General features: G+C 60.0%; 12 protein-coding genes and 1 pseudogene. 7 read left to right on the top strand and 6 right to left on the bottom strand.

Annotated elements, in window-relative coordinates; translation table 11 throughout:
* Window positions 1-204: 204 nt before the first annotated feature.
* From lpdA to aceE, 3 genes are all read right to left on the bottom strand, one after another.
* A complete protein-coding gene (gene lpdA / locus M0D69_RS12365; RefSeq protein WP_301782303.1) occupies window positions 205-2,274 on the bottom strand; it encodes a dihydrolipoyl dehydrogenase in 2,070 nt (689 codons plus the stop codon).
* Between the two features lie 165 nt (window positions 2,275-2,439).
* Entirely contained in the window at window positions 2,440-4,077 is a 1,638-nt protein-coding gene (aceF, locus tag M0D69_RS12360; protein ID WP_301782302.1) for a dihydrolipoyllysine-residue acetyltransferase, read from the bottom strand.
* A gap of 87 nt (window positions 4,078-4,164) precedes the next feature.
* The gene (aceE, locus tag M0D69_RS12355; RefSeq protein ID WP_301782301.1) at window positions 4,165-6,864 is read right to left on the bottom strand and encodes a pyruvate dehydrogenase (acetyl-transferring), homodimeric type; all 2,700 of its coding nucleotides are present in this window, start codon (window positions 6,862-6,864) and stop codon (window positions 4,165-4,167) included.
* A gap of 308 nt (window positions 6,865-7,172) precedes the next feature.
* Between aceE and fixL the strand changes: the two genes are divergently transcribed.
* The 3 genes from fixL to folD all read left to right on the top strand — a co-directional run bounded on the left by fixL (window position 7,173) and on the right by folD (window position 11,506).
* A complete protein-coding gene (fixL, locus tag M0D69_RS12350; protein WP_301782300.1) occupies window positions 7,173-9,701 on the top strand; it encodes an oxygen sensor histidine kinase FixL in 2,529 nt (842 codons plus the stop codon).
* Complete coding sequence (gene fixJ / locus M0D69_RS12345; RefSeq protein ID WP_301782299.1) at window positions 9,698-10,342, top strand: oxygen response regulator transcription factor FixJ; 645 nt, start codon at window positions 9,698-9,700, stop codon at window positions 10,340-10,342. Before fixL ends, fixJ begins: the two co-directional genes overlap by 4 nt.
* A 300-nt stretch (window positions 10,343-10,642) precedes the next feature.
* The gene (folD, locus tag M0D69_RS12340; protein WP_301782298.1) at window positions 10,643-11,506 is read left to right on the top strand and encodes a bifunctional methylenetetrahydrofolate dehydrogenase/methenyltetrahydrofolate cyclohydrolase FolD; all 864 of its coding nucleotides are present in this window, start codon (window positions 10,643-10,645) and stop codon (window positions 11,504-11,506) included.
* On the opposite strand, the gene M0D69_RS12335 is transcribed toward folD, so the two are convergent.
* A complete protein-coding gene (locus tag M0D69_RS12335) occupies window positions 11,503-11,679 on the bottom strand; it encodes a hypothetical protein (RefSeq protein ID WP_301782297.1) in 177 nt (58 codons plus the stop codon). The genes folD and M0D69_RS12335 overlap by 4 nt on opposite strands.
* A 23-nt stretch (window positions 11,680-11,702) precedes the next feature.
* On the opposite strand from M0D69_RS12335, the gene M0D69_RS12330 reads away from it, so the two are divergent.
* The gene (locus M0D69_RS12330; RefSeq protein ID WP_301782296.1) at window positions 11,703-13,844 is read left to right on the top strand and encodes a M3 family metallopeptidase; all 2,142 of its coding nucleotides are present in this window, start codon (window positions 11,703-11,705) and stop codon (window positions 13,842-13,844) included.
* A 90-nt stretch (window positions 13,845-13,934) separates the two neighbouring features.
* Here M0D69_RS12330 and M0D69_RS12325 read toward each other — a convergent pair whose 3' ends face one another.
* Window positions 13,935-15,209 (bottom strand): amidohydrolase family protein, encoded by a 1,275-nt coding sequence (locus M0D69_RS12325; protein WP_301782295.1) that lies wholly within the window; start codon window positions 15,207-15,209, stop codon window positions 13,935-13,937.
* Between the two features lie 293 nt (window positions 15,210-15,502).
* Between M0D69_RS12325 and M0D69_RS12320 the strand changes: the two genes are divergently transcribed.
* The 3 genes from M0D69_RS12320 to M0D69_RS12310 all read left to right on the top strand — a co-directional run bounded on the left by M0D69_RS12320 (window position 15,503) and on the right by M0D69_RS12310 (window position 17,399).
* Window positions 15,503-15,856, top strand: a complete 354-nt coding sequence (locus tag M0D69_RS12320) for a type II toxin-antitoxin system RelE/ParE family toxin (protein WP_301782294.1) — start codon at window positions 15,503-15,505, stop codon at window positions 15,854-15,856.
* Window positions 15,807-16,100 carry an addiction module antidote protein gene (locus M0D69_RS12315; RefSeq protein ID WP_165088420.1) on the top strand — a complete coding sequence of 98 codons (294 nt, stop codon included), beginning with the start codon at window positions 15,807-15,809 and terminating at the stop codon, window positions 16,098-16,100. Before M0D69_RS12320 ends, M0D69_RS12315 begins: the two co-directional genes overlap by 50 nt.
* 99 nt (window positions 16,101-16,199) lie before the next feature.
* Window positions 16,200-17,399, top strand: coding sequence for an integrase arm-type DNA-binding domain-containing protein (locus tag M0D69_RS12310; RefSeq protein WP_301782293.1), 1,200 nt, complete (start codon window positions 16,200-16,202; stop codon window positions 17,397-17,399).
* Between the two features lie 246 nt (window positions 17,400-17,645).
* Here the strand turns inward: M0D69_RS12310 and M0D69_RS12305 are convergent.
* A pseudogene (locus M0D69_RS12305) lies at window positions 17,646-18,487 on the bottom strand (IS1634 family transposase); the annotation flags it as partial.

Genomic DNA, 18,487 nt, shown 5'->3' with positions numbered 1-18,487 from the left:
CTTGACGCGGCAACGCCGGGAAATCGGCGTAGTTGTGTAGCAGTCACGCAGGACTGGAAAGCCGTTCCAACTCACGTTGGAGCGGCTTTTTTTCGCACTTTCGCGGCCGGAATCTCGCGATCTGAGCGCTCTGAATAGCGCAGGCATAGCAAAAGCGGCGCGTTCCTCTCGGAACGCGCCGCTTTTTTACCGACAATTCAACCGTTACTTCTTCCGCTGCGGCGGCAAATCCGTACACACGCCTTCGTACAGTTCGGCCGCCATGCCGATCGACTCGCCGAGCGTCGGGTGCGGATGGATCGTCTTGCCGATATCCTCCGCGTCCGCGCCCATTTCGATCGCGAGACACACTTCGCTGATCAGGTCGCCCGCGTTCAATCCCACGATCCCGCCACCGATGATCCGGTGCGTTTCTTCGTCGAAGATGAGCTTGGTGAAACCTTCGTCGCGACCGTTCGCAATCGCCCGGCCCGATGCGGCCCACGGGAACGCGGCCTTGCCGTACTTGATGCCTTCGGCCTTGCACTGGTCTTCAGTCTTGCCGGCCCACGCCACTTCGGGATCGGTGTAGGCCACAGATGGGATCTGCATCGCGTCGAAGTAGGACTTTTCTCCGTGCGCCACTTCCGCCGCGACGTGGCCTTCATGCACGGCCTTGTGCGCGAGCATCGGCTGCCCGACCAGATCGCCGATAGCAAAAATATGCTCGACGTTCGTGCGCATCTGCTTGTCGACGTTGATGAAACCGCGATCGGTCACGGCCACGCCAGCCTTGTCGGCGCCAATCTTGCCGCCGTTCGGGCTGCGGCCGACCGCCACGAGCACGAGGTCATAGCGCTGCGCTTCGGCGGGCGCTTTTTCGCCTTCGAAGCTCACGTAGATGCCGTCGTCCTTCGCTTCCGCCTTGGTCGTTTTGGTCTTGAGCATGACGTTCGCGAAGCGCTTGGCGTTGAACTTCTCCCACACCTTCACGAGGTCGCGATCCGCGCCGGCCATCAGGACATCGAGCATTTCGACGACATCGATTTCCGCGCCCAGTGACGCATACACCGTCGCCATTTCCAGCCCGATAATGCCGCCGCCGACCACAAGCATGCGCTTCGGGATCTGGCGCAATTCGAGCGCGCCGGTCGAGTCGACAACACGCGGGTCTTCCGGCATGAACGGCAGCTTCACGGCCTCCGAACCCGCCGCGATGATCGCGTTCCTGAACTGCACGACCTTTTTGCCGCCCTCGCCTTCGATCTCCATGTGGTTCGGGCCAACGAACTTGCCGACACCCGTCACTACCTGGACCTTGCGCATCTTCGCCATGCCGGCCAATCCACCGGTCAGCTTCTTGACAACGCCCGACTTGAAGTCGCGGAGCTTGTCGAGATCGATCGTCGGTTCACCGAAGGAAATACCATGGTGCACGAGTTCCTTCGCGGCGTCGGTGATCGCAGCGGCGTGAAGCAAGGCTTTCGACGGAATGCAGCCGACGTTCAGGCACACGCCGCCGAGCGTTTCATAACGTTCGACGAGAACCGTGTTCATGCCGAGATCGGCTGAGCGGAAGGCGGCGGAATAGCCGCCGGGGCCTGAGCCGAGCACGAGCATGTCGCATTCGATATCGGCGGAACCGGAGAACGAAGCGGCCTTCGGCGCGGGCGTCGCCTTTTCGGCGGGTTGGGGCGCAGCGGCCTTCGGCTTCTCCTCAGCCTGGCTGACGCCGCTGCCCTGGCCTTCGAGCGTGAGGATCACCGAGCCTTCGGAGACGTTATCGCCGAGCTTGACCTTGATTTCCTTGACCGTGCCCGCTGCGGGCGACGGTACATCCATGGTCGCCTTATCGGATTCGAGCGTGACGAGCGATTGCTCCTTCTCGACCGTGTCGCCCACTTTCACGTGGATCTCGATGACGGGAATGTCGGTGAAATCGCCGATATCCGGCACTTTCACGTCTTGCGATCCTCCGCCTGAGGGTTTTTGAGCAGCGGCTTCCTTGGGCGCGGCGGGCTTTTCAGCGGGAGCAGCAGGCTTTTCGCTGCCGGCATCAGCTGTTTCCACCAATGCGATCACGGTGCCTTGCGAGACTTTATCGCCGGCTTTGATCTTGACTTCCTTGACCGTACCCACGAGATCGCTCGGCACTTCGATGGACGCTTTATCCGATTCGAGCGTGAGGACGCCTTGTTCTTTTTCGATGGCGTCGCCGGGTTTGATGCTGACTTCGACAACATCGACGTCTTGAAAATCGCCGATATCGGGTACTTTAAGTTCGGTGAGACTCATGTTGTCCCCTAAGAAGGAAGCGGGCAGAACCGGCGAAAACGCTTAAGCGCAGCGATCGGTTCTGCCGTCGGCAGACTTGCCTTTCTTTGCTCAAATGCAGTGCAACGCAAGTTCAATGGAGCGGCTGGCGGACCAAAATAAAGCGGCCCGCCGAGCCACGAAAAATCAAAGACTCACGCGACGGAAATCCGCCAGCACAGCAGAAAGGTAGGCATTGAACCGCGCGGCCTCGGCGCCATCGATAACCCGATGATCGTAAGACAGCGACAAAGGCAGAATCAGGCGAGGTACAAACGCCTTGCCGTCCCATACAGGCTTCATCGCGCCCCGCGACAACCCGAGAATTGCCACTTCAGGCGCGTTGATGATCGGCGTGAAATGCGTCCCGCCAATGCCGCCCAGCGACGAAATCGAGAAACATCCGCCTTGCATCTGGTCGGGCTTAAGCTTCCCTTCGCGCGCCGCCTTCGACAGATCCGCCATTTCGCGGGCGACATCGACGAGACCCTTCTTGTCGGCATCGCGAATCACGGGAACCATCAAACCGTTCGGCGTATCGGCGGCAAAACCGATGTTGTAATACTGCTTGAAGACGAGGTTGTCGCCGTCGAGGCTCGCATTGAACGTCGGGAATTTCTTCAACGCGGCAACCACCGCCTTGATCACGAACGCGAGCATGGTGAACTTCACGCCGGCCTTTTCGTTTTCCTTGTTCAGCGTCACGCGCAGCGCTTCGAGGTCGGTGATATCGGCTTCGTCGTTGTTCGTGACGTGCGGAATCATCACCCAGTTACGATGCAGGTTCGCGCCCGAAATCTTCTTGATGCGCGACAGCGGCTTCGGATCGATCGGACCGAACTTCGTAAAGTCGACCTTCGGCCACGGCAGCAGGTTCAACTCGCCGCCACCGGCCGGTGCAGCGGCAGCCGCCGCCGGCGCCTTGCCCTGACCGGTCATCACGCCCTTCACGAACGCGGTGACGTCAGCTTGCGTGATGCGGTTCTTGTGGCCCGAACCCGTTACCTTCGAGACATCGACGCCCAGTTCGCGCGCAAACTTGCGCACGGACGGCGACGCGTGGCTCGAAGTACGCGCCCCCTCGCCGGCAGGAATAGCCGGTGCGAGAGCGAGTGCGGACGGTGCTTCTTTCTGAGCCGGCGCGGATTTCGCTGGCGCAGCCTCCGAAGGCGCGGCAGCCTTCGGCGCTTCCTGCTTCGGTGCTGCAGCAGGCGCCGATCCGGCACCACCTTCCAGCACAAGAATCAACGTCCCTTCCGAGACGTTGTCGCCGACCTTGACCTTGAGTTCCTTGACCGTTCCCGCTGCGGGCGACGGCACGTCCATGGTGGCTTTATCGGATTCGAGCGTGACGAGCGATTGCTCCTTCTCGACCTTGTCACCAACCTTCACGTTCACTTCGATAACCGGAATGTCCTTGAAGTCGCCGATATCCGGCACCTTCACTTCAACCGATCCGCCACCCGAAGCGGCGGCCGGCGCAGCGGCCTTCTCTTGAGCAGGCGCTTCAGCTGTAGCAGGCGCAGCAGCAGCCGCGCTCGCTCCAGCCGCTTCCAGCACAACGATCAACGCACCTTCCGACACGTTGTCGCCCACCTTGACCTTCACTTCCTTCACGACGCCGGCTGCCGAACTCGGCACGTCCATGGTCGCTTTATCGGATTCGAGCGTGACGAGCGATTGCTCCTTCTCGACGGTGTCGCCCACTTTCACCAGCACTTCGATCACCGGAATGTCCGTGTAATCGCCGATATCCGGCACCTTGACTTCGATCGCTTGACTCATTGTTTATTGTCTCCTGGGTCGCGACGCGAAAATCGCCCTGCTTTTCGGCAAGGCGACTTCGCGCAACAACACTCGGGGGCCGATGCGTTAGACCGTCATCGGGTTGGGTTTGGCGGGGTCGAGCGCGTACTTCTTGATCGCGTCGGCGACAAGCTTGCGGTCGATCGTGCCTTCGTCGGCCAGCGCATTGAGCGCCGCGACGGTGACCCAGTAGCGGTCGACTTCGAAGAAATGACGCAGTTTTTCGCGCGTGTCCGAACGGCCGTAGCCGTCAGTACCGAGCACGACAAACTTGTTCGGCACATAACCGCGAATCTGGTCGACGAGCGCGCGCACATAATCCGTCGATGCAATCACCGGACCCTTCGCGTCCTTCAGCAGCTTGGTCACGTGCGAGACTCGGCGCTCTTCGGTCGGATGCAGCAGGTTCCAGCGATCGACATCCATGCCTTCGCGTGCCAGTTCCGTAAAGCTCGGGACGCTCCAGAGATCGGCGGCGACGTTCCAGTCGTTCTTGAGCAAATCAGCAGCGGCGATCACTTCATTGAAGATCGTGCCCGCGCCCATCAGCTGAACGCGCGGCGCCTTTGCGTCGGCATCCGACTTGCGGAACGAGTACATGCCCTTGATGATGTCAGCGGCTACGCCATCGCCCTGCGGAATCGCCGGGTGTTCGTAGTTCTCGTTCATCACCGTGACGTAGTAATACACGTCTTCCTGATCTGCCACCATGCGACGCAAACCGTCCTGCATGATCACCGCGAGTTCGTAGCCGAAGGTCGGGTCGTAGCTCACGCAATTCGGCACCGACGCCGCCCACATCAGCGAATGACCATCTTCGTGCTGCAGGCCTTCGCCGTTGAGCGTTGTACGCCCAGCCGTGCCACCCAGCAAGAAGCCGCGCGAACGCATGTCGCCCGCGGCCCACGCCAGGTCACCGATACGCTGGAAGCCGAACATGGAGTAGAAGATGTAGAACGGGATCATGATCTCGTTGTGCGTCGAATACGACGTCGCAGCCGCGATCCAGTCACACATTCCGCCGGCTTCGTTGATCCCTTCCTGCAGGATCTGGCCGGTTTCCGATTCACGATAAAACATCAACTGATCGGAATCTTCCGGCACGTACTTCTGGCCGTCCTGATTCCAGATGCCGATCTGACGGAACAAACCTTCCATACCGAAGGTACGCGATTCATCCGGCACGATCGGCACGATGCGTTTGCCGAGCGCCTTGTCCTTCAGCAGGATGTTGAGAATCCGCACGAACGCCATGGTCGTGGAGATCTCGCGGCCCGGCCCCGTGCCCTTGAGCACCGGTTCGAACGCCGACAGATCCGGCACCGGCAGCGACTCGGCCCTCTGACGGCGAGCCGGCAGATAACCGCCGAGTTCCTGGCGGCGAGCGCGCATGTACTCGAGTTCCTTCGAACCTTCTTCGAACGTCAGGTACGGCACGTCTGCGATCTGGTCGTCGGGAATCGGCAGCTTGAACTGGTCGCGGAATTTCTTCAGCTGATCCGTGTGCAGTTTCTTCTGCTGGTGCGTGATGTTCATCGCCTGACCGGCTTCGCCCATGCCGTAACCCTTGATGGTCTTGGCGAGGATGACGGTCGGCTGACCCTTCGTCTTCGATGCTTCCGTGTATGCCGCGTAAATCTTGTGCGGATCATGGCCGCCGCGATTCAGGTTCCAGATGTCTTCATCGGACCATTCCGCCACCATCGCCTTGAGTTCCGGCGTGTTGAAGAAATGCTCGCGCACGTAGGCGCCCGACTCCGACTTGTACGTCTGATATTCGCCGTCGACGACTTCCATCATCCGGCGCATCAGTGCACCGGTTTTATCGCGTGCGAACAGCGAGTCCCAGCGGCTGCCCCACACCACCTTGATCACATTCCATCCGGCGCCGCGGAATTCGCTTTCGAGTTCCTGGATGATCTTGCCGTTGCCGCGCACCGGGCCGTCGAGACGCTGCAGGTTGCAGTTGATCACGAAGACGAGGTTGTCGAGCCGTTCACGGCCGGCCATGCCGATCGCGCCGAGCGATTCCGGTTCGTCCGTTTCGCCGTCGCCGAGGAATGCCCAGACCTTGCGGCTGCCTGCCTTGATGATGCCGCGCGCGTCCATGTACTTCATGAAACGCGCCTGATAGATCGCCATGATTGGGCCGAGGCCCATGGACACGGTCGGGAACTGCCAGAAGTCTGGCATCAGCCACGGATGCGGATACGACGAAATGCCTTCGCCGCCCACTTCCTGGCGGAAATTATCGAGCTGGCTCGCTTTCAGGCGGCCAAGCAAGAACGCGCGCGAGTACACACCCGGCGATGAGTGACCCTGCACGAACACGAGATCGCCACCGTGTTCGGGGGACGGTGCGTGCCAGAAATGGTTGAAACCGACGTCATACAGCGTGGCCGCCGACGCGAACGAAGCAATATGCCCGCCCACGTTCGTGTCCTTGCCGGCGCGCAGCACCATGGCAATGGCGTTCCAGCGCGTGTACGAGCGGATCTTGTGCTCGATGTCCTGGTCGCCGGGAATCTTCGACTGGGCGGCAACCGGAATGGTGTTGATGTAAGGCGTGTTAGCGGAAAACGGCAGATGTTCGCCGTGCACGCGCGCGAATTCGATCTGCTTTTCGATCAGGTAGTGGGCACGATCCGGGCCTACTGCCGAAATCACGCCGTCGAGGGCTTCTAGCCACTCAGCAGTTTCCTGGGGATCTTCGTCGTCCTTGGCGTTGGCGACATATTTCATCACTTCGTCGGGTACAGCGGACATGCTCGTCTCCTGGTTTTGAGGAACGCTCTATGAACAGACGACGCGAGCCTTTAAGCCATCCGCAAGACACAATCGCGGAAAACAATGAGGGACAAGCGCGCGTGCGGCAATTCTAAAGAGGCTCCGAACGGTAGCGCAAGCAATTTTTCGAATCATGAGAGTCAATCTCATAATGCGGAAAATTGCTGCAACGCACCGTGGGATAAGGACTTTTTGATAGACTCGTTGGTGTCCTTGCGATCAATAGCAGGCCTTTTCCCGTCTTTTTACGCCATTTAACAGTCGAGCGCTGCGTTACAATTGCGCGCATGTTGACCGAACGGCTTTTCGCACGCTCGGCGCGTTCGTCGAAGAAATTTAACGACACGACGCCGACCCGCTGGCACCACGGACCGTGGTGGTCAAACTCGTACTTGCTGACCCCACTCATCTCGATCCTGGTTTTTCTGGTCGTAATGAGCCTGATTTTATGGAGTCTCAACCGGCGCGAGCAGCAGCAGCAGGAAGACACGCTCTACCGTAACGTCGCTTGGGCACAGCAGCAAATCCGGCTTTCCATGACTGGCGCGCAGGAACAAATCCAGGCATTGGCGCGCGACATTGCGACCGGTCACGGCGACCCGCAGTCATTCCAGAGTTCCACCGGCGACATCATGCAGGGGCATCCCGAGATCCTCTACATGAACTGGTACACGGCGCAGCACAAGCCGCGCTGGCCAAATACGCCGCTGCCCGTGCTGGGCTCCCGGCTCGCCAAACCCACCGACGCGCAGATGGACGACGCCGTCCAGGCCGCCTTCGACGAAGCACGCACAACCCGCCGCCAGATTTACTCCCCGCTTCTCTACGACGACCTCGGCAACGGCTACATCACGTTGCAGACACCGGTTTTTCGCGACCGCGAGTTTCTCGGTTCCATAGCGGCGGTGTTTTCCATCGAAGGGATTCTCAAGCACGACATCCCCGGCGAGCTCTCCGCGAAGTACAAGATTTCCATCACCGATCTGAACAATCGCGAGCTCGCGACGACCTCGAGCCGGCCGCGCCTGCCGCGCGACATGTTCTACGATCTGCCGCTCGATCCGCCGGGACAGGGGGTATCGGTACGCGTTTATTCGTATCCGCAACTCACCAATTTCACCAATAACACGCTCGTCTGGCTCGTCGCCGGCTTGTCGTGCTTTGTGTTGTGGAGCTTGTGGAGTCTTTGGAAACACACGCGGCAACGCTTCGAGGCGCAACAAGCGCTCTACGCCGAAGCCTTCTTCCGCCGCGCGATGGAAAATTCTGTGCTGATCGGCATGCGCGTGCTCGACATGCACGGCCGCATCACGCACGTGAATCCGGCGTTTTGCCGGATGACCGGCTGGGATGAAAGCGATCTCGTCGGCAAAGTGGCGCCGTTTCCGTACTGGCCGAAAGACGCGTATCCGGAGATGCAGCGGCAACTCGACATGACCTTGCGTGGCAAGGCGCCCTCGTCCGGTTTCGAATTGCGCGTGCGCCGCAAGGACGGTTCGTTCTTCCACGCGCGGCTTTATGTGTCGCCGCTTATCGACAGCTCGGGACGGCAGACGGGCTGGATGTCGTCGATGACGGATATCACCGAACCACGCCGCGCCCGCGAAGATCTCGCCGCCGCGCATGAACGCTTTACCACCGTATTGGAAAGCCTCGACGCGGCCGTGTCCGTGCTCGCCGCCGACGAAGCCGAATTGCTGTTCGCGAATCGCTATTACCGGCACTTGTTCGGCATTCGTCCGGACGGTCATCTGGAACTCGCGGGTGCGGGTTTCGATACGGCGCAGGCGTCGTCCGATTCCATCGATATGGTCGATACCTACGCCGGCCTCCCCGCTACTGCACTGACCGAAAGCACCTCGGATGCGCAGGAAGTGTATGTGGAAGGCATCCAGAAATGGTTCGAAGTGCGTCGCCAGTACATTCAATGGGTGGACGGCCATCTCGCGCAGATGCAGATCGCGACCGACATCACCACGCGCAAGCAAGCACAGGAACTCGCCGACCAGCAGGAAGAAAAGCTGCAGTTCACGAGCCGTCTGATGACGATGGGCGAAATGGCGTCATCGCTGGCGCACGAACTGAATCAGCCTTTGGCCGCGATCAATAATTACTGTTCGGGTTGCGTCGCACTGGTGAAATCGGGCCGCATGACGCAGGACGCGCTCTTGCCCGTGCTCGAAAAAACGGCGCAGCAAGCGGTGCGCGCGGGCATGATCATCAAGCGTATTCGGGAATTCGTGAAGCGCAGCGAGCCGAAACGCCAGCCCACGCGTGTTGCCGATATCGTCGCCGATGCAGTCGGCCTCGCCGAAATCGAAGCGCGCAAACGCAAGATCCGCATTCTCACCGAAATCCGCTCGCGCATGCCCGTGATCCATGTGGATCCGGTGTTGATCGAACAAGTGCTCGTGAACCTATTGAAAAACGCCGCCGAAGCCATGCACGACGCCAAGCCGAACGCCGTTGATCCTGTAATCCGCGTGATCGTGCAGCGCGTGGACGGCGGTTTTGTCTGCGTGAGCGTGGTGGATCAGGGGCCGGGCGTGGACGAAGCCACGGCTGAGCGCCTGTTCGAGCCTTTCTACAGCACCAAGTCCGACGGTATGGGCATGGGGTTAAACATTTGCCGATCGATCATTGAATCGCATCGTGGACGTCTTTGGGTGGTGAACAATATCGATGCCTCGGGCAACGTGACGGGCGCCACATTCCATTGCAGTTTGCCAATCGGAGAAGCCGATGGTCCGGGTAATAGCGGACCGGAAGTTCTCAGCCACCAACCCACACAACAAACTGTTACGGGAGAGCTATGAGCACAGTCACCACTCAGGAAACGGTGTTTGTCGTCGACGACGATGAGGCCGTGCGTGATTCTTTGCGCTGGCTGCTTGAAGCCAATGGCTATCGCGTCTCGTGTTTTGCGAGCGCGGAAGCGTACCTCGATGCATACCTCCCGATCGCCCATTCCGGCGCGATCTCGTGCCTGATACTCGACGTGCGAATGTCCGGCATGAGTGGTCTCGAATTGCAGGAAAAGCTGATCGCGGAAAATTCGCTGCTGCCGATCATCTTCGTGACGGGTCACGGCGACGTGCCGATGGCCGTGTCGACCATGAAGAAAGGCGCGATGGATTTCATCGAGAAGCCGTTCGATGAAGCCGAGCTGCGCAAGTTGGTTGAACGCATGCTGGATAAGGCGCGTACCGAAAGTTCGAGCGTGCAGCAGCAACGTGCCGCGGCTGAACGGCTGGGCAAGCTGACGGCGCGGGAGCATCAGGTGCTGGAGCGGATCATTGCCGGACGCCTGAACAAGCAGATCGCCGATGATCTCGGGATCAGCATCAAGACGGTTGAGGCGCATCGCGCGAACATCATGGAGAAGCTCTCCGTGAATACCGTCGCCGATTTGTTGCGGCTGGCGCTTTCTAACAAGCCGCAGACGCAGGCTCAGTAAGCTTTTTAGCTTTTCTCGCTGGCATGCCGGAGGCTTGGTTCTTCCGGCATGGTCAGCGGGCAGTTCGCTGGCGCTCAGGTTTGACTGGGTTCTGCCAACGGCCAAGGTTTCGTTGCGTTCGCACCAGAGTTTCACAGGCTGGATTCTGCCCCCGGCAGAATTGCCCCGAAGCGCCAGCAATCACCCCGTCCGGTATAATTCAAGACCGACCGCAAAGCCGCGCCTCACCGGCGCAAACAGGCCTCCTGCGACCCTGCGCCCTCAAGAAAAGCAGCGGGCTTTCCCCCGCCCAAACCTCCTATGACTGCCCAAATCATCGACGGCAACGCCCTCTCCAAGACTCTTCGCGCCGATGTCGCCGCACGCGCCGCCGCCCTGACCGCCCGCGGCCAGCAACCCGGCCTTGCAGTCATCCTCGTCGGCGACAATCCGGCCAGCGAGGTCTACGTTCGCAACAAAGTGAAAGCCTGTCAGGACAACGGCCTGCATTCGGTCTTCGACCGCTTTCCCTCCACGCTGACCGAAAGCGAATTGCTGACGCGGCTCGACGACCTGAACAACGATCCGAACGTGCACGGTATCCTCGTGCAACTGCCGCTGCCGAAACATATCGACAGCCACAAGGTCATCGAAGCCATCGCTCCGGCCAAGGACGTGGACGGCTTCAACGTCGAGAACGCGGGCGCGCTGATGACTGGCAAACCGCTGTTCCGCCCGTGCACGCCCTACGGCGTGATGAAGATGTTCGAAGCGCACAATATTGCGCTGGAAGGAGCGAATGCGGTCGTGATCGGACGCTCGAATATCGTCGGCAAACCGATGGCCATGCTGCTGCTCGGAGCCGGCGCCACCGTCACCATCACGCACAGCAAAACGCGCGATCTGGCCGCGCTGACGCGCAATGCGGATGTTGTCGTCGCGGCGACCGGCCGGCGCAACATCCTGACCGCCGACATGGTCAAACCGGGCGCAACGGTGATCGACGTGGGTATGAATCGCGACGACAACGGCAAACTCTGCGGCGACGTGGATTTCGCGGGCGTGAAGGAAGTGGCCGGTTTCATCACCCCCGTGCCGGGCGGCGTCGGGCCAATGACCATCACCATGCTGCTGGTGAATACCATCGAAGCCGCCGAGCGCGCGATGCAGCAGGACCGGGATTAAAAGCCAGGCAAGGCAGCGCTGAAACGCGCAACCGCAACGCCGATCGCGTAAATCGCCGCCTTAGCCAGAATCGATTTGAGAATCGGCAGGGGCGTCCCCACAATAGTGAATAGCCCAACCGTCGAAATCGCGTGCTGTGCCGGGCGCGGCTTCACATCCATCTTCGCATTCATTTTTATCCGAGACCGGGAGAGTCATGTCCAGTTCGACACCATCGAATACCGCGAATTCAGCGAATCAGGCTCAGACCCAAGCTCAGGGCAACCCCCTGCTCGATTTCTCCGACCTGCCCCGCTTCGGCGACATCAAACCGGAACACGTCACGCCAGCGCTCGACGTCCTGCTCGCCGATGCCAAAGCCGCCGTCGATCACGCCAGCGCACCTGACACGCCCGCTACCTGGCGCGACATCGTGGAAAGCGTGGAGCGCGCGAGCGAACGGCTGTCGCGTGCGTGGGGTGTGATCGGTCACCTGAATGCCGTCGCCGATACCCCCGAATTGCGCGCCGCCCACGCCGAGAATTTGCCCCGCGTGACCGAATTTTCAGCGAGCGTCGGGCAGAATCTGGCGCTCTACGAGAAATACAAGGCGATTGCGGCGAGCGAAGAACACGCATCGCTTTCAGTCGAACAGAAGAAAATGCTCAGCAACGAGCTGCGCGGTTTCCGTTTGTCGGGCGCTGAGTTGCCCGAAGATAAAAAACCCCGTTTTGCGCGTGTGCAGGAAGAACAGGCGGCGTTATCGAAGGCATTCTCCGATCACGTCCTCGATGCCACCAACGCATTCTCGTACATCGTTACGAAGGAAAGTGAGCTTGCAGGTTTGCCGGAAGACGTGATCGAAGCAGCACGCGAAGCCGCGCAGAAAGAAGGCAGCGAAGGCTGGAAGTTCACGCTGCACTTCCCTTCGTATTTCCCTGTGATGCAGTACGCCGAACATCGGCCGCTGCGTGAAGCGATGTATCGCGCGTATGTGACGCGAGCATCCGAGCTGGGCGCGAACTACGGCAACGGCAAGCCAGAATGGGACAACACGGCGAATGTCGTCGAGCAGTTGAAGCTGCGCGCTGAAGAAGCGCACGCGCTCGGTTATCAGAACTTCGCCGAAGTATCGCTGGCGCCGAAGATGGCGGAATCGCCGGCCCAGGTGATCGCGTTCCTCGAGGACCTGGCCGTGCGCGCGCGTCCGCATGCCGAACGCGATTGGATGGAGTTGCGCGCGTTCGCCGCGACCGAACTCGGTATGCCGGAATTGCAGCCATGGGATTCGACCTTCGCCGCCGAGCGCCTGCGCCAGCAGCGTTATTCGTTCTCGGAAAACGAAGTGAAGCAGTATTTCCCGCAAGAAGCCGTGCTGAAGGGCTTGTTTAAGGTCACGGAGACGTTGTTCGGCGTGTCCATTCGTCGCGATGAAGCCACCGTCTGGAATCCGGACGTGCGCTTTTTCCGCGTCGAAAACAAGGACGGCTCGCTGGTCGCGCAGTTCTATCTGGACCTGTATGCACGCGAAGGCAAGCGTGGCGGTGCGTGGATGGACGACGCCCGCTCACGGCACAAACGCCGTGAAGGCGGCGTGCAGACGCCCGTCGCGTATTTGACCTGCAATTTCTCAGCGCCCGTCGGTGGAAAACCCGCTTGCTTTACGCACGACGAAGTCATCACCCTGTTCCACGAATTCGGGCACGGCTTGCATCACATGCTGACGCGCGTCGATGAACTGGGTGTATCCGGTATCAACGGGGTGGAATGGGACGCGGTCGAACTGCCGTCGCAGTTCATGGAGAATTTCTGCTGGGAGTGGGACGTCCTCACCGACATGTCCGGCCACGTGGACACCGGCGCCACCCTGCCGCGTGAACTTTTCGACAAGATGCTCGCCGCGAAGAACTTCCAGAGCGGGCTCGGCACGTTGCGCCAGATCGTGCTCTCCATGTTTGATATCCAGCTCCACAGCGACTACGACCCGGCTGGTTCGATCAACGTCAACGACTTCGCGCGCGAGATCAACGAGCGTTTCCACGTCGTGCCGCAAGCGCCCTTCTCGCGTTGGACCAATACCTTCACGCATATTTTTGCCGGTGGGTACGCCGCGGGGTACTACAGCTACAAGTGGGCGGAAGTGCTGTCAGCGGATGCTTATGCAGCATTCGAGGAAGCCGCGAAACTGGCCGGTGGTTCGGTGCTGGATGCGGCAACGGGGATTCGGTACAGGCGCGAGATTCTGGAAGTGGGCGGCAGCCGGCCCGCGATGGACTCGTTCAAGGCGTTCCGCGGCCGCGAACCGAATATCGATGCGCTGTTGCGGCATAACGGCATGTCGCCGGAGGCGGCGCATTGATGCTGTGACAGCAGCGTCGATGTTGTTTGCATGATCGAAGAAGGCCGTTCCAGCGTGAGTTGGAACGGCCTTCTTCATGAGCTTCCCGTCTTATCGATCCAGGCGGAAATTCACTTCATCGGGACGCCCTTCCAGGCTGAGTTTCGCCCGCATTGCCGGCGCCCGGCTGATCACCTTTCCACGACGAAGCACTGCCGTACGCGCCGCCCGCAATCGAATTGCTTCCACAGGATCGCGTGCGTCGAGCACCACGCAATCCGCATTGTTACCCACGGCAATTCCATACCCTTCGATACCCAGAATCTTCGCTGGCGTGCTTGTCACGGCTTCGAAGGCCGCGCGCATTGCGTCGATGCCCGTCATCTGCGCGACGTGCAAACCCATGTGCGCCACTTCGAGCATGTCGCCGGAGCCCAGGCTGTACCACGGGTCCATCACGCAATCATGGCCGAACGCCACGTCCACGCCTGCCGCCATCAGCTCCGGCACACGCGTCATGCCTCGGCGTTTAGGGTAGGTATCGGCGCGACCCTGTAGCGTGATGTTGATCAGCGGGTTCGCTATTGCGGCCACGCCGGAATCGCGTATCAACGGGATCAGCTTGCTCGCGTAGTAGTTGTCCATGGAATGCATCGAGGTAAGGTGCGAACCCGCGACGCGCCCCTGCAACCCCAGCCGATGCGTTTCCGACGCCAACGTCTCGATATGGCGCGACAAAGGATCGTCGGATTCGTCGCAATGCATGTCCACGCGCAGGCCCTTCTCTGCCGCGAACTCGCACAGCAGGCGCACGGACTCGGCGCCATCGGCCATCGTGCGTTCGAAATGCGGGATCCCGCCGACCACATCGACGCCCATCGAAATCGCGCGCTTCAAATTGTCGAACGCACCCTTGCTGCGCAAAACGCCGTCCTGCGGGAACGCGACGAGTTGCAGGTCCAGATACGGCTTCACGCGGCGCTTCACTTCGAGCAGCGCTTCCACGGCAAGCAGACGCGGATCGCAGACATCGACGTGCGAGCGAATCGCGAGCAAGCCACGAGCGACGGCCCAATCGCAATACTGCATCGCCCGGTCGACCAAGGCCTCCTGCGTCAGTTCGGGCTTCAACTCACCCCACAATGCGATACCTTCGAGCAGCGTCCCCGATGCGTTCACCCGTGGCAGGCCGTAGGACAGCGTGGCGTCCATATGGAAATGCGCGTCGACGAACGGTGCGGTAACCAAAGAGCCCGCGGCATCGATTTCCTCAGGAGCGACGGCCGCGAGATGCGGTTCGATCGCGGCAAAACGCCCGCCTTCGGTGCCAATGTCCACGAGCTCGCGAGAAGAACCGAGCGCCGCGCGTCGAATGATCAGGTCCATGGGGTGTCCTTTTGCTTGGTGTGTCAGGGATTGTAGCGGGACAGAACGCACGATTTTCTGAGTACTGGCCACGTTAGCCATTCGGTCGACTGCAGCAAGCTTGGGCGACCGATCACAGTAACAACTCCACTCGGCGGCGTATGGCCTGTGTCACTACGCTCGAGTCAATCCGATGCTGATTTCCGAGTGATCAAGATCAGATCACGACATTCAATCGATGCCTTGAATTGTCGTATCCAATAGGATACACTTCAACAAGGCATCCCACTTAACGTTATCTGGGATCCGCGCGCATGACGAACACGATCAATCAAACGCACGACTTTTCGGTCTGGCTGTTGGGCGTGAATGATGTGTTAGCAAGAGCCGCCATCTTGATTCGGATCAAACGCGCCGCGTTGAGAAATTTCGGCGATTATCACGACGTTGGCGGGAGTGTGTGGGAAATGCGGATTCACACGGGCGCGGGCTGTCGTGTGTATTACGTGCGAGACGGCTTGACCGTTTATCTGCCGTTGGCCGGGGAAGTAAGCAAGGGCAGATATCGGATATCGCCCGAGCGAAGGCCATGTGGCAGCGAATTGGACGGGAACGGAAATGAACTCGACTCACATCTCGGCTTTCGATGCATCCGACTATCTCGATAGCGAAGAGGCCATCGCGGCATATCTGAATGAGGCGCTCGCCTCGGGCGATTCGGACATTCTCCTTTCTGCGCTTGCCGATATCGTGAAAGCGCGCGGCATGTCGAAAGTCGCCTCCGACGCGGGCGTGCAACGCGAGAGCCTTTACAAGTCGCTGGCCGAAGGCGCAAAACCCCGATTTGAAACCATCCAGAAAGTTGCCGCTGCGTTGGGGGTAAAACTCGTAGCCGTGCCGGTGCATCACTGACGCCTTCGCGCCTTGAAGGCCTATGGCCGATGGCTCAGGTAAGCTGCGCCCACGGTTCAATCAATCGCGGCGATAACGCCTACTGGCCAACAAACGGCTATGCATTCCTACCCAACCAAGCTGTCGGACGCCGTGTGCAAGAACGCGAAGCCGCGCGAGCGCACCTACACACTGGCAGTTGGCGGCGGACTTCACCTGCTCGTCAAATTCAATGGTGCACGTCTGTGGCAATACCGCGCCACCGTGTTGGGCAAGCCCATTTTGGTGTCGCTTGGACAGTACCCAGATGTCGGACTATCGGAGGCACGCCGCAAGCATCAGGACGCCCGCAAACTAGTGGCCCTTGACATTCATCCGACTGAGGATCGCAAGCGCCGAGAAGCGGACCTGAAAATAGCCGAACTGAAGCGCCAGGCCGGCTCATTCCGAACTGCATGCACCACCTGGCGCGCACGTACGGACGGCTCGTTGCGTCCCGCTTCCATCGCTCAACGCGAGCGAGAGATAAACAAGCACCTGATGCCGAAGCTGGGCGACCGCTTGATGGCAGACGTTACGCGATTTGATTTGGCGGAATTGCTGCGGGACATATCCGCACGCACGCCCGAAGTGGCACACAACCTGCGCACGTATCTGAGTGCGATATGGGAGCACGCCGCCGACCACGGGATTGTGGCCGCCAACATCGTCCCGCTGAAGCTGACCGGCAGAGGGCCGAAGGTAAGCCACGCCGCGCTAAAGACTGCACGCCTGGGAGACTTCCTGCGCGCACTGAACGCCGACCCCGCCGACTTACAGGGGAAGATCGCAATTAAGCTCATCATTCTGAACGCCGCGCGCAAAAGCGAGGTAATTGGCGGTCAGTGGGCGGAAATCGATTTTGACGCTGCCGAGTGGCACATCCCATCTGAACGCATGAAAAGTGGGAGGGAACACGTCGTGCCATTGTCGCTTCAGTCCGTTGCGCTTCTGCGCGAGCTGCGCGCCCTATCTGGTGGGGACGTAATGTTTCCGAACAGGCGTGACCCCAAGCGCCCAATGGCAGGCCGGAGCATCAACAATGTAATCGACCGCATGGGCTTCACGGAAGAAGCAAAGCCACACGGTTTTCGCGCGCTGTTCAGCACATACTGGCACGAAGCCTTGGCACCGAACGACGTAATCGAACTGTGCCTGGCGCATAGCGTCGGCTTTACGGTAAGTCGCGTTTACAATCGCGCGCTGCTGTTAGACGAGCGTCGCGAGTTACTACAGCGCTGGGCCGATTTAATCGATAACTTGGCGCAGGCGTCCGTGTAATCCCTCAGCACATACTTGAGCGCACCGATGCTGACATCGAGCCCGTTACCCCCGGCCTCCTGGACAATCTCTTCGAGCGTATAACCTTTCGCCTGCGTGGCAGTGATATGCGCTCAGATCTCCTTCATCGCATCGCTGACTGTGACGCGTTGTTCGTTCCGGGATTTCTCCGCTAGCCCGAACTTTGACTCGATCACAAACATAAGCCATTGATTTCACGCTGTTATGCGTGCGAGCGCAGGATGGCTACTGGGTACAGGCGGCGTTGACGTTCAGAAGGCGGAAGGCTTTTTCTTGAACGGGTGTGGGCCGAGTGGTCATCACGATCTTGGCGTCTGGATTGAGTGGTGTGTGACAGACGTTGTAGCTGAGCGTAGCCAGATCGTCGAGTAAGGTGCGAAAGCTGTGGACCGGCAAGCCATCCTCGGTGAGCTTGGAGGCGTCCTTGGCTTTCGCCTGTTGCGAACGTTGCGCCTTGGCCACTGGCGAAGGCCGGGCCGCCCGCGCTTGCTCGACGTATTCATCGTCAAACAGCATCGGCTTTAACTTCTCGCGCATGTGCCACTCGACGTAGTAAGCGAGCATGCACAGAAAGACATGCGCGCGCACGCGTTGGGTATTCCAATGGAATACCGGACGGACCTGCAAATCGACCGTCTTCAGCGAACGGAAGGCCCGCTCCACGACCGCCAGACCCTTGTAGGCCGTCACGGCCGCCTCGGCTGACAGAGCTGCTGCCGGCAAACTCGTACGCACAACATACAGACCATCAAGCGCGGCCTCTTGCTGGATCTGCTCGGTCTTGCGCTGCCAGCTCAAGCCCGAGTCGGTGATGTTCAATTCGAAGTGCTTGGCCATTTTGAAGTGATCGATGATACGGCCCACGCGCAAGGCAATTGCCTCGATGCCCTTGAGCCGGTTGCGTACGCGCGTGCTCGCTTCGGCGATCTGGGTCAGTTCCTGTTCGGTGGCCTGTAACAGCGCCTCGCGTTTGCGGGTGCGCTCCTCGGCCAACAACGGATTGCGACACACTACCAGCCGCTCGCCGGGGAACGCTTCACTCGTCACTTCGAGCAGGTTGCGCTCAT

Source organism: Caballeronia sp. SEWSISQ10-4 2, from assembly GCF_030464885.1.
Lineage (GTDB): Bacteria > Pseudomonadota > Gammaproteobacteria > Burkholderiales > Burkholderiaceae > Caballeronia.
The sequence above is the reverse complement of the archived record's forward strand: the minus strand, read 5'-3'. Positions and strand labels throughout refer to the sequence as shown.